This is a genomic window from Neobacillus sp. D3-1R, from assembly GCF_052180215.1.
In the GTDB taxonomy this organism is placed as follows: Bacteria; Bacillota; Bacilli; order Bacillales; family Cytobacillaceae; genus Pseudoneobacillus.
This window is the reverse complement of sequence record NZ_CP197471.1, coordinates 4,498,505-4,510,787: the sequence shown is the minus strand read 5'-3', so window position 1 is coordinate 4,510,787 and position 12,283 is coordinate 4,498,505. Positions and strand designations below refer to the sequence as shown.

The window sequence follows — 12,283 nt, the reverse complement described above, 5'->3', positions numbered from 1 at the left end:
TTTCACCGCTATCACTCTCTTACGTATACAGGTTGATTAACAATCCTTTGATTTCTCCTATTTTCCCTAAGAGATCGATTGAATTTCCTTCTTTTTCAGTTAATTGTTCAGTTAATTCTACTAACTTCTCATCAATGGTTTCGACTATCTTTAAGGATCGTCCTTGCCCGAATTGATTCCAGCTATGTGATTGCTTTAGTTCCATCCCATAATCAACTGTTTCACGGATGAACTTTTTTACTAGAGTTTTAAATTTTGCTAAGTCTTTAAAGGATCTTGAACGTCCTAATCGATCCCCTGCATTAACGACTTCATTCATCAATTTATGAAGCTGTTCCATTTGCATTTTTTGATCATGCTTGGAAACTAATTCTTGAAATCGAGAACTTCCTACTTCTACTTGTCTTTGTTCATTTCGTACTTTATCTACATTCACTCGAAGGTCTTGGTTGATTTTCATAATAGCTAAAGCTCCTACTAAAAGTGATGAAATTGCTCAATCGGTAAAACAAACACGGTTGCTCCACCGACAGCAACCTCCACCGGATATGGAACGTATGAATCTGCATTTCCACCCATTGGAGAAACAGGTGCAACTAGCTGATCCCTAGATTGGCAATTTTCTTTAATAATTTGTAGACATCTATCTACTCGAATATCCTCTGTTCCAATCATAAAAGTAGTATTTCCAGACTTTAAGAAGCCACCAGTACTAGCAAGCTTTGTTGCACGAAAGTTATTTTTAACAAGTGCTGAAGACAATTTATTGCTATCCTGATCTTGCACAACCGCTAAAATTAATTTCATTCAAACCAATCCCTTCTCCGTATGAAAATCGTTACTTTTCCTTTATTATAACAGTTTATGTTAATTCATACAGTGTTTAAGTTGTTGGAAACTACTAATTAATGGATAAGTTTACCTTATTTTTGGAAGAACTAACTCCAAAACTTGTGAAAGAACATCTTCCACAGATTGAGAAGCATCTACTTTTTTTATTCTATCTGGAAATTGATTCAATAATATCTGATAACCTTCTCGTACTTTATGATGAAACTGTAAATCTTCTAGATCCAGTCTGTTCACTTCTCGATTCTGGTGCTGATTGATTCTATCTAAGCCCTCTTTGGGATCTATATCAAAATACAAGGTTAAATTCGGCATTCTGTCCCCAATAGCAAACTGATTAATAGAAAACACATCATCCATCCCTAAACCACGTGCATATCCTTGATAAGCAAGAGAACTATCAATAAATCGATCACAAAGAACAACTTTTCCATCTAGTAATGCAGGCTCAACCTTTTCTACTAAGTGCTGCCTTCTTGCAGCTGCATATAATAAGGCTTCGGTTCTAGAGTCCATTGCCGTATGATTTTTATCTAAAATAACGCTACGAATTTCTTCTGCAATTTCAATTCCTCCAGGCTCTCGAGTTTGTAGCACCTCGTAGCCTAGTTTTTCTAGCTCATTTGATAATCTTGAAATAACCGTTGTTTTTCCAGCCCCTTCAGGACCTTCAACCGTTATAAATACACCCTTATTCATTTCATTTCCTCCAATATTGCATCTATCATTTATATACTTTTAATTTACATTCTGATAGAAATTCACCGCCGTGAAATCTTGAACCCAGATTTACAAGCTGCGTTAATTCCTCTAAAACATCTGCTGTCACTTCTTCCCCTTCCATTAATAATGGAATTCCGGGAGGATAAGGGATCACCATTTCTGCTGAACATCTTCCTACTGTTTCTGAAATCGGAATAATTTCATGGGATCGTTTTAACTGTTCTTTGTAACTAATCGTTAACGCTGAGTAGGAATCTTTCTGTTTATTATGGAAAGTGTCCTTCCAAACAAGATTATTTTCTTTTTTTGCTAAGACCTGCTTTATGCTTTTAATAATTCCTGAAGTTGGAAAAGAATCATTCTTTTTGAGCAATGGAAAGATGATCAGGACATTATTAGGATCAGCTAATTCCGTATAGATTCCTACCGATTCCAATCTTGTTTGCAAATCATACCCACTTAAACCATCCCTTGATTGGATAACTATTTTAAGTGGGTCACCGCTAGTGGAATGAGTAAGCACTTTTAACTGTGGTATTTTATTCAGTTCATGTTTAAAAATCGTTAACTGTTCCATTAAGTAATGTTTATCTTCATCACTATACATGGCAATATAGCTGCGTGCTAAGTCCAATGAGGCCATTAATGGATAGGATGGACTGCTTGATTGTAATATCTGTAAGTAGGCTTTAACCCTCTCTATTGCCACTCGATTACTATTCACATGTAGGAATGAAGCCATCGTCATCGCTGGTAACGTTTTATGAGCAGACTGGACCACCATATCAGCGCCTAGTTTAATAGCTGACAACGGAAAAGGTTCGCCAGCGATAAAATGCGCTCCATGAGCTTCATCCACTAATACGAGCATTTTATTTACATGACAAAAATCGATAATTCCTTTTATATCAAAAGCAAAGCCATAATAATTTGGATAGGTTAGGATTACTCCTTTACCCTCGGGATAAGCTGTGTATGCACTTTGTATAGATTTTAATAATATACCGACTGCTACCTTCCAATCGTCATTCCATTCAGGCTCTATAAAAATAGGCTGAAGCTTTGCTAGCTTTAATCCATTTAGAATGGATTTATGACAATTTCTTTGTACGAATACAACATCCCCCTCTTCGAAGGATGCTAATATCATTGTTAAATTCCCAACGGTGGAACCATTAATCAAAAAAAAGCTCTTGTTTGTATGGTAAGCATTCGCTAATAAGTCTTCAGCCTCACGAATAACACCCTCTGGGGAATGTAAATCATCTAAGCCTGTTAACTCCGTTACATCCATAGACAGAATATCTTGAAAAATTGGTTTCCCCTTATCTAAAAAAACCTGTCCATTTTTATGACCTGGAACATGAAAGGACTTTGGCTTATGCTGGATATGTTTATTTAAAGCATCAAATAATGGTGTATGTTGTTGGTTCATCTAATTACTTCCTTTTAATAGTCCTATCTATTTTAACAAATACACTGGTAAAGGGAAATGTTCTATCTATTTGAAGCATTATATGGACTTATGCGTAACCAAAAAAAATAGGATAGCCCTTATTAGCTATCCTATTCTTTAAACGCTGTCCTATGTCAATTTTAAAGAAGATCCGTAATCCTCTTTGCCGTACGTTCACCATTTTCAATGCAATCAGGAATGCCTACTCCATAATACGAACAACCAGCAATGATAATCCCTGGATAGATGGTTTCCATCTTATTCTCCAGAGCTTTTACAGATTGAGGATGCGTAATTAAATAATTAGGCATGCTCTCTGACCAGACGGTGACTTCACTGGCAAGTAGTTCAGCATTAATGCCAAGGCTTTTGTTGATATCATGAAGTGCTACTTGAAGTAGTTCTTCTTGGCCCATTTGCTGCAATCTCTCATACTCCGCGGAACTGCTTTTATAAAATAATCTCACAAGTAAATTACCACCTGCTGATGTATGGGCCCACTTCCGACTAGTCCACGTACATGCATTACATACTACATCATGACTATTTGCTGTAATAAAACCCGTCCCGTCTGCAGGGAGCATGCTATCAGGAGCATCAAAAGCCATATAAATACTAATGAGAGAACTATTTTTCAACTGAGCAAATTCAGCTTTAACCGTTTGATCATCCAGCAACACCTCTGCAGCTGTATGAGGAATGCTCAAGACTACATAATCCGCTTCGATGAAATCTTGATTATCTAACATGACTTGGTATCGATTAGAGGTCTTTTTAATATTTGTTACCCTTGTATTTTTTAAAATCTCCACATCTTCAAGATTTGCTTCATACGCATCAATAAGTCGACCTAATCCATTCTTAAAGGAGAAAAATTTCTTATCTCCTCCACCTATAAATTTCTTCTTATTTTCCTCAAAGCCTTTCAAAATACTGCCATATTCCTCTTTATATTCAAGGACATAAGGAAGGGTAGACGCGATGGTTAAGTCTTTTAAATCCCCAGAATACACTCCAGAAAGAACGGGAGCTATTTGTTTTTCTACTAATTCTTTGCCAAGAAAATATTCAAGAAAATCACCTATGGAATCATTTTTCGTAAATGTCTCGTTTTTCGTGTAAAAGTCCTTTAATGCCTCTACTTTTCCTTCTGCAGAAACAAGGGTACTCTCAACTAATGATTGCATACTTGCTGGAATTCCAAAAACGGACTCAGTAGGGATTGGCTTAAGCTCACCCTCCGTATAAATAAAGGACCGACCAGTGGCATTGTACACCACTTCTTCTTCTAAACCTAGTTCCTCAATAAAGGACAGCGAATTTGCTTTTCTAGCAACGATCGAATCTGCGCCAGCTTCCATAACAAATCCGTTTGCTTTTTTTGTTCTAATTTTGCCTCCAAGTTCCTCAGAGGCTTCCGTTAAAATTAGGCGGATATCTGACTTATTTTCCTTTTTCCACTTATGTAGCTTGTACATGGCGGATAATCCAGTAACTCCGCCTCCAATAACTAAAATTGTTTTCACTATGTACACCTCAATTTTCGTTCCATTTCATACATTCAAAGTTTACCATATTGCTCTCTTTCAGTGTTTGCACTTTTTCACTGAAAAAAACAATAAATGAAAGTAGGTGCATGTGTTTATAGGACAATAAGAAAAGCGCAAGCGCCTTGATTAGACCCGACAAGCAAATGTTCTCAAGCGTAAGAAGTCTGAACTTTGACTTCTTACGCTTGAGGTTATTTGACCTCGAGGGGCTAGGCGCTGGAGCTAGACAATTTTCGAAGTCCCAAAAAGTTATACTTTCTTACCTATTAAAAAAAGTCCTAAAAAGGACTTTAAGAGAAAATTTCTGGTGTATTTACTTTCTTTAATTGTTTCAAGAAAAATTTATATTTGGGATGATCTGTATCAGTATGAATTAAGTCGTGTTCACAATCAGTACAAATAAATGAAGTATATAAATGAATACCTCTCATCTTCATTTGCTCACAAATCACACATGTTTCCCCAATATGTCTCTCTGTTAATAGCGAACTCAATGACTCCACCTCCATACTTCTTATTCTCTCCAAAGATCTCCATTTGTATGCAATCTTTTGAAAATTCATTTCATAAGTTTAGTTGATTACTATTGTATGATTTAAATGGGCATTAGGTGTATGTCTATTATGGATTTCTTACAGAGATTACTTATCCTTTTTTAGGGATGGATAAAAATTGAAGGATTTTGGGTTTAATCAGGTAGTAAATCCTATAAAACACAAAAGAACAACCCAGTTGGGTTGTTCTTTTGTTGCCTGGCGACGTCCTACTCTCACAGGAGGAATCCTCCAACTACCATCGGCGCTGAGAAGCTTAACTTCCGTGTTCGGTATGGGAACGGGTGTGACCTTCTCGCCATCGCCACCAGACTATTTTGTTGAGGTAAACTCTTTTCACTTACGTGAAAAAGTCTTGTTCCCTCAAAACTAGATAATGTATTAGAAGAAGTAAAAACAAGTTTGCCTTATTTGGATATCCAAATGTTTTGGTTAAGTCCTCGAACGATTAGTATCAGTCAGCTCCACACGTCACCGCGCTTCCACCTCTGACCTATCAACCTGATCATCTTTCAGGGTTCTTACTAGCTTACGCTATGGGAAATCTCATCTTGAGGGGGGCTTCATGCTTAGATGCTTTCAGCACTTATCCCGTCCGCACATAGCTACCCAGCGATGCCTTTGGCAAGACAACTGGTACACCAGCGGTGCGTCCATCCCGGTCCTCTCGTACTAAGGACAGCTCCTCTCAAATTTCCTACGCCCACGACGGATAGGGACCGAACTGTCTCACGACGTTCTGAACCCAGCTCGCGTACCGCTTTAATGGGCGAACAGCCCAACCCTTGGGACCGACTACAGCCCCAGGATGCGATGAGCCGACATCGAGGTGCCAAACCTCCCCGTCGATGTGGACTCTTGGGGGAGATAAGCCTGTTATCCCCGGGGTAGCTTTTATCCGTTGAGCGATGGCCCTTCCATGCGGAACCACCGGATCACTAAGCCCGACTTTCGTCCCTGCTCGACTTGTAGGTCTCGCAGTCAAGCTCCCTTGTGCCTTTACACTCTACGAATGATTTCCAACCATTCTGAGGGAACCTTTGGGCGCCTCCGTTACTCTTTAGGAGGCGACCGCCCCAGTCAAACTGCCCACCTGACACTGTCTCCCACCCCGATAGAGGGGTGCGGGTTAGAATTTCAATACAGCCAGGGTAGTATCCCACCGACGCCTCCACCGAAGCTGGCGCTCCGGCTTCTCAGGCTCCTACCTATCCTGTACAAGCTGTACCAAAATTCAATATCAGGCTACAGTAAAGCTCCACGGGGTCTTTCCGTCCTGTCGCGGGTAACCTGCATCTTCACAGGTACTATAATTTCACCGAGTCTCTCGTTGAGACAGTGCCCAGATCGTTACGCCTTTCGTGCGGGTCGGAACTTACCCGACAAGGAATTTCGCTACCTTAGGACCGTTATAGTTACGGCCGCCGTTTACTGGGGCTTCGATTCAGAGCTTCGCTTGCGCTAACCCCTCCTCTTAACCTTCCAGCACCGGGCAGGCGTCAGCCCCTATACTTCGCCTTACGGCTTCGCAGAGACCTGTGTTTTTGCTAAACAGTCGCCTGGGCCTATTCACTGCGGCTTTTCGAGGCTATTCACCCCAAAAAGCACCCCTTCTCCCGAAGTTACGGGGTCATTTTGCCGAGTTCCTTAACGAGAGTTCTCTCGCACACCTTAGGATTCTCTCCTCGCCTACCTGTGTCGGTTTGCGGTACGGGCACCTTTTATCTCGCTAGAGGCTTTTCTTGGCAGCGTGGAATCAGGAACTTCGGTACTATATTTCCCTCGCTATCACAGCTCAGCCTTCACGGTAACGGGATTTGCCTCGTTACCAGCCTAACTGCTTAGACGCACATATCCAACAGTGCGCTTACCCTATCCTTCTGCGTCCCCCCATTGCTCAAACGATAAAGAGGTGGTACAGGAATATCAACCTGTTATCCATCGCCTACGCCTTTCGGCCTCGGCTTAGGTCCCGACTAACCCTGAGCGGACGAGCCTTCCTCAGGAAACCTTAGGCATACGGTGGATGGGATTCTCACCCATCTTTCGCTACTCATACCGGCATTCTCACTTCTAAGCGCTCCACCAGTCCTTACGGTCTAGCTTCAACGCCCTTAGAACGCTCTCCTACCACTGACACTTTTGCGGTGTCAATCCACAGCTTCGGTGTTACGTTTAGCCCCGGTACATTTTCGGCGCAGAGTCACTCGACCAGTGAGCTATTACGCACTCTTTAAATGGTGGCTGCTTCTAAGCCAACATCCTGGTTGTCTAAGCAACTCCACATCCTTTTCCACTTAACGTAAACTTTGGGACCTTAGCTGGTGGTCTGGGCTGTTTCCCTTTTGACTACGGATCTTATCACTCGCAGTCTGACTCCCACGGATAAGTCTTTGGCATTCGGAGTTTGTCTGAATTCGGTAACCCGATGAGGGCCCCTAGTCCAAACAGTGCTCTACCTCCAAGACTCTTACTACGTGAGGCTAGCCCTAAAGCTATTTCGGAGAGAACCAGCTATCTCCAAGTTCGATTGGAATTTCTCCGCTACCCACACCTCATCCCCGCACTTTTCAACGTGCGTGGGTTCGGGCCTCCATCCAGTGTTACCTGGACTTCACCCTGGACATGGGTAGATCACCTGGTTTCGGGTCTACGACCACATACTCATTCGCCCTATTCAGACTCGCTTTCGCTGCGGCTCCGTCTTATCAACTTAACCTTGCATGTAATCGTAACTCGCCGGTTCATTCTACAAAAGGCACGCTATCACCCATTAACGGGCTCTAACTACTTGTAGGCACACGGTTTCAGGATCTTTTTCACTCCCCTTCCGGGGTGCTTTTCACCTTTCCCTCACGGTACTGGTTCACTATCGGTCACTAGGGAGTATTTAGCCTTGGGAGATGGTCCTCCCTGCTTCCGACCGGATTTCTCGTGTCCGGCCGTACTCAGGATCCACTCAGGAGGGAACGGAGTTTCGACTACAGGGTTTTTACCTTCTCTGACCGATCTTTCCAGATCTGTTCATCTACCCCGTTCCTTTGTAACTCCATGTTGAGTGTCCTACAACCCCAAGAGGCAAGCCTCTTGGTTTGGGCTATGTCCCGTTTCGCTCGCCGCTACTCAGGGAATCGCGTTTGCTTTCTCTTCCTCCGGGTACTTAGATGTTTCAGTTCCCCGGGTATGCCATCAGTACCCTATGTATTCAGGTAAAGATACTACTCCATTACGAGCAGTGGGTTCCCCCATTCGGAAATCTCCGGATCAAAGCTTACTTACAGCTCCCCGGAGCATATCGGCGTTAGTCCCGTCCTTCATCGGCTCCTAGTGCCAAGGCATCCACCGTGCGCCCTTATTAACTTAACCTAAAGGTTAATTCTCTTACTATAAAATAAGAGAGAAACTAAAATGGCAATTACTCGGTTTTTACTTGGTTTCTTCTATACGATTATCTAGTTTTCAAGGAACAAGGAAATGTTTTTTTACTCACGTAAAAAAATTGGTGGAGTCTAGGGGGATCGAACCCCTGACCTCCTGCGTGCAAGGCAGGCGCTCTCCCAGCTGAGCTAAGACCCCATATAAAGTTTAATAAAGATGGTGGGCCTAAATGGACTCGAACCATCGACCTCACGCTTATCAGGCGTGCGCTCTAACCAGCTGAGCTATAGGCCCCCAATACCATCAAATGATGAAAGATTGCTCTTTCAAAACTAAACACCAAACGATTAACACCAAAGATTTTAATATTTTTGTGACCAATGGTCACTTATATTCCTTAGAAAGGAGGTGATCCAGCCGCACCTTCCGATACGGCTACCTTGTTACGACTTCACCCCAATCATCTGTCCCACCTTAGGCGGCTGGCTCCTTACGGTTACCCCACCGACTTCGGGTGTTACAAACTCTCGTGGTGTGACGGGCGGTGTGTACAAGGCCCGGGAACGTATTCACCGCGGCATGCTGATCCGCGATTACTAGCGATTCCAGCTTCATGCAGGCGAGTTGCAGCCTGCAATCCGAACTGAGAATGGTTTTATGGGATTCGCTTAACCTCGCGGTCTTGCAGCCCTTTGTACCATCCATTGTAGCACGTGTGTAGCCCAGGTCATAAGGGGCATGATGATTTGACGTCATCCCCACCTTCCTCCGGTTTGTCACCGGCAGTCACCTTAGAGTGCCCAACTGAATGCTGGCAACTAAGATCAAGGGTTGCGCTCGTTGCGGGACTTAACCCAACATCTCACGACACGAGCTGACGACAACCATGCACCACCTGTCACTCTGTCCCCCGAAGGGGAAAGCCCTATCTCTAGGGTTGTCAGAGGATGTCAAGACCTGGTAAGGTTCTTCGCGTTGCTTCGAATTAAACCACATGCTCCACCGCTTGTGCGGGCCCCCGTCAATTCCTTTGAGTTTCAGTCTTGCGACCGTACTCCCCAGGCGGAGTGCTTAATGCGTTAGCTGCAGCACTAAAGGGCGGAAACCCTCTAACACTTAGCACTCATCGTTTACGGCGTGGACTACCAGGGTATCTAATCCTGTTTGCTCCCCACGCTTTCGCGCCTCAGCGTCAGTTACAGACCAGAAAGTCGCCTTCGCCACTGGTGTTCCTCCACATCTCTACGCATTTCACCGCTACACGTGGAATTCCACTTTCCTCTTCTGTACTCAAGTCCCCCAGTTTCCAATGACCCTCCACGGTTGAGCCGTGGGCTTTCACATCAGACTTAAAGGACCGCCTGCGCGCGCTTTACGCCCAATAATTCCGGACAACGCTTGCCACCTACGTATTACCGCGGCTGCTGGCACGTAGTTAGCCGTGGCTTTCTGGTTAGGTACCGTCAAGGTACCGGCAGTTACTCCGGTACTTGTTCTTCCCTAACAACAGAGCTTTACGACCCGAAGGCCTTCATCGCTCACGCGGCGTTGCTCCGTCAGACTTTCGTCCATTGCGGAAGATTCCCTACTGCTGCCTCCCGTAGGAGTCTGGGCCGTGTCTCAGTCCCAGTGTGGCCGATCACCCTCTCAGGTCGGCTACGCATCGTCGCCTTGGTGAGCCGTTACCTCACCAACTAGCTAATGCGCCGCGGGCCCATCTGTAAGTGACAGCCGAAACCGTCTTTCAGCTTCTCCTCATGTGAGGAAAAGGATTATCCGGTATTAGCTCCGGTTTCCCGAAGTTATCCCAGTCTTACAGGCAGGTTGCCCACGTGTTACTCACCCGTCCGCCGCTAACCTTCAGGAGCAAGCTCCTAAAGATTCGCTCGACTTGCATGTATTAGGCACGCCGCCAGCGTTCGTCCTGAGCCAGGATCAAACTCTCCAATAAAGTGTTTGATATAGCTCATAAAGTTTACTCTGGCTTTTTTTAAAACTTCTATAATAGAAGCCTTACCTTTGTTAATGTTTGGTTGTTTAGTTTTCAAAGAACAATTTGTTAATCGCTCAGAAGCGACTTTATTAATATAACATTTACCTTTTTTAATGTCAACAACTTTTTAAGTTTAATTTACTTAGTTGTTGCGACAACGTTTTATATAATATCACCTTACAAAGAGATGGTCAATACATTTTTTCAAAAAAATAGTTGAAAAGCCATTTTGACTTTTCAACTATTCGATTTCGGTTATAGTACCCATGTTTGAATCGCCACTAAAGCAAATAAACCTGGAATTCCTAAGAATCCGGAAACTGCTGAGGTAATAAAGTTAATGGGAACATGTAGACCAAATTGATTTCCAAATGCATTTAGAAAAAACAAGAATAATGCCCCTATTAAGATCTTTATAATGCCTTGACCTAGAAACTTAATTGGTTTAAAAGGTGTACCCATAAACAATAACAACACTATTAGGACACCTATAATAGAAATGACGACAATAGGCTCCAATCGTTTCCCCCCTAATCATCTTTTCTATTAGCTTATGTACAAGCTTTACAGAAAAGAACGAAAACGGAGTTATCATTATTTTTTTAATGAGATTCGTCGATGTTTCGCTTCTTTAAATAGTAAGAAATATTTAGCTTCCGCAAGCTTTGTATGACATATTACTTCTTCAGAGGGTTCTAGGCATTTTTCAAGCAACTTTTTTTGTTGATGCCAATTCTGTTTAATCTCTTCTAATTGAAGTAATAATTTCTCATCATATTCCTTTCGAAGCCATCCTTTTCTTCGAAAAAACATGGTTGATTCCCCCGAAATAATAATTACACTTCTCTTCTTCCTTCTATAGCCTTAGAAAGGGTAACTTCGTCCGCGTACTCTAAGTCTCCGCCAACAGGTAAACCGTGAGCAATTCTAGTCACTTTGATACCAGATGGTTTAAGGAGACGTGAAATATACATGGCTGTTGCTTCTCCTTCAATATTAGGGTTGGTAGCAAGAATAACTTCCTGAACGGTTTCATCTTGCAGCCTTTTTAATAAATCAGGAATATTAATATCTTCAGGGCCTATTCCATCCATTGGTGAAATAGCTCCGTGCAACACATGATAGAGACCGTTATATTCCCTCATTTTCTCCATTGCAATAACATCTTTTGGATCCTGTAATACACAAATGATGCTCTTGTCGCGTCTTTGGTCCTCACATATATAACATGGGTCCTGGTCAGTTATATGACCGCAGACGGAACAATATGATAAATTTCTTTTTGCATTCACAAGAGCCTTCGCAAAATCTAGGACATTATCTTCTTTCATATTTAGGACAAAAAAAGCCAGACGAGCGGCCGTCTTCGGACCGATTCCTGGCAGTTTCATAAAGCTATCAATCAGCTTTGATATCGGTTCAGGATAATGCATAATGTTTTATCCCCCTAGAACATTCCAGGGAGGTTCATACCCTTTGTAAATTGACCCATTGTATTATTGCTTAATTCTTCCGCTTTCTTCAATGCATCATTGGTTGCAGCTAGAACCAAGTCTTGAAGCATATCGATATCATCCGGGTCAACCACTTCTGGTTTAATATTGACTTCTAAAATTTCTTTATGTCCGGAAATAATGACTGTTACCATTCCGCCACCAGCTGTACCTTCGATTCTTTCTTCTCCTAGCTTAACTTGTGCTTCTTCCATCTTCTTTTGCATTTTTTGCATTTGTTTCATCATATTTTGCATATTTCCCATTCCGCCACGCATCATTATAAA

General features: G+C 42.6%; 10 protein-coding genes, 2 tRNA genes and 3 rRNA genes. All 15 read right to left on the bottom strand.

All coding sequences use genetic code 11. The annotated features are described in order from the left end of the window. Nucleotides 1-19 precede the first annotated feature (19 nt). The gene (locus ACSBPO_RS22675) at nucleotides 20-460 is read right to left on the bottom strand and encodes a YaaR family protein (RefSeq protein WP_442597332.1); all 441 of its coding nucleotides are present in this window, start codon (nucleotides 458-460) and stop codon (nucleotides 20-22) included. Nucleotides 461-477: 17 nt separating this feature from the next. Further along, the gene (locus ACSBPO_RS22670; protein ID WP_377877188.1) at nucleotides 478-807 is read right to left on the bottom strand and encodes a cyclic-di-AMP receptor; all 330 of its coding nucleotides are present in this window, start codon (nucleotides 805-807) and stop codon (nucleotides 478-480) included. A gap of 111 nt (nucleotides 808-918) precedes the next feature. Further along, complete coding sequence (gene tmk / locus ACSBPO_RS22665) at nucleotides 919-1,548, bottom strand: dTMP kinase (RefSeq protein WP_442597330.1); 630 nt, start codon at nucleotides 1,546-1,548, stop codon at nucleotides 919-921. Between the two features lie 25 nt (nucleotides 1,549-1,573). After that, complete coding sequence (locus tag ACSBPO_RS22660; RefSeq protein WP_442597328.1) at nucleotides 1,574-3,007, bottom strand: aminotransferase class I/II-fold pyridoxal phosphate-dependent enzyme; 1,434 nt, start codon at nucleotides 3,005-3,007, stop codon at nucleotides 1,574-1,576. Between the two features lie 161 nt (nucleotides 3,008-3,168). Continuing rightward, nucleotides 3,169-4,554, bottom strand: coding sequence for a protoporphyrinogen oxidase (gene hemG, locus ACSBPO_RS22655; RefSeq protein WP_442597326.1), 1,386 nt, complete (start codon nucleotides 4,552-4,554; stop codon nucleotides 3,169-3,171). 314 nt (nucleotides 4,555-4,868) lie between these two features. After that, the gene (locus ACSBPO_RS22650) at nucleotides 4,869-5,087 is read right to left on the bottom strand and encodes a sigma factor G inhibitor Gin (protein ID WP_442597324.1); all 219 of its coding nucleotides are present in this window, start codon (nucleotides 5,085-5,087) and stop codon (nucleotides 4,869-4,871) included. A 241-nt stretch (nucleotides 5,088-5,328) separates the two neighbouring features. Then, nucleotides 5,329-5,444: ribosomal RNA gene (rrf, locus tag ACSBPO_RS22645) — 5S ribosomal RNA — on the bottom strand. 116 nt (nucleotides 5,445-5,560) lie between these two features. Next, nucleotides 5,561-8,498 (bottom strand): 23S ribosomal RNA (locus ACSBPO_RS22640). Nucleotides 8,499-8,632: 134 nt separating this feature from the next. Next, nucleotides 8,633-8,708 (bottom strand) — tRNA-Ala (locus ACSBPO_RS22635). Nucleotides 8,709-8,727: 19 nt separating this feature from the next. Further along, a tRNA-Ile gene (locus ACSBPO_RS22630) sits at nucleotides 8,728-8,804 on the bottom strand. 107 nt (nucleotides 8,805-8,911) lie between these two features. After that, nucleotides 8,912-10,461: ribosomal RNA gene (locus tag ACSBPO_RS22625) — 16S ribosomal RNA — on the bottom strand. The 16S, 23S and 5S rRNA genes sit together here with 2 tRNA genes alongside, the layout of an rRNA operon. Before the next feature lie 297 nt (nucleotides 10,462-10,758). Beyond that, entirely contained in the window at nucleotides 10,759-11,022 is a 264-nt protein-coding gene (locus ACSBPO_RS22620) for a pro-sigmaK processing inhibitor BofA family protein (protein WP_442597322.1), read from the bottom strand. Between the two features lie 75 nt (nucleotides 11,023-11,097). Then, on the bottom strand, nucleotides 11,098-11,316 hold the full coding sequence (locus ACSBPO_RS22615; protein WP_442597319.1) for a YaaL family protein: 219 nt from the start codon (nucleotides 11,314-11,316) through the stop codon (nucleotides 11,098-11,100). A gap of 23 nt (nucleotides 11,317-11,339) precedes the next feature. Next, the gene (recR, locus tag ACSBPO_RS22610) at nucleotides 11,340-11,936 is read right to left on the bottom strand and encodes a recombination mediator RecR (RefSeq protein ID WP_442597317.1); all 597 of its coding nucleotides are present in this window, start codon (nucleotides 11,934-11,936) and stop codon (nucleotides 11,340-11,342) included. 14 nt (nucleotides 11,937-11,950) lie between these two features. After that, nucleotides 11,951-12,277: a YbaB/EbfC family nucleoid-associated protein gene (locus ACSBPO_RS22605; protein WP_442597315.1), complete on the bottom strand. Its 327-nt coding sequence runs from the start codon at nucleotides 12,275-12,277 to the stop codon at nucleotides 11,951-11,953. Nucleotides 12,278-12,283 lie beyond the last annotated feature (6 nt).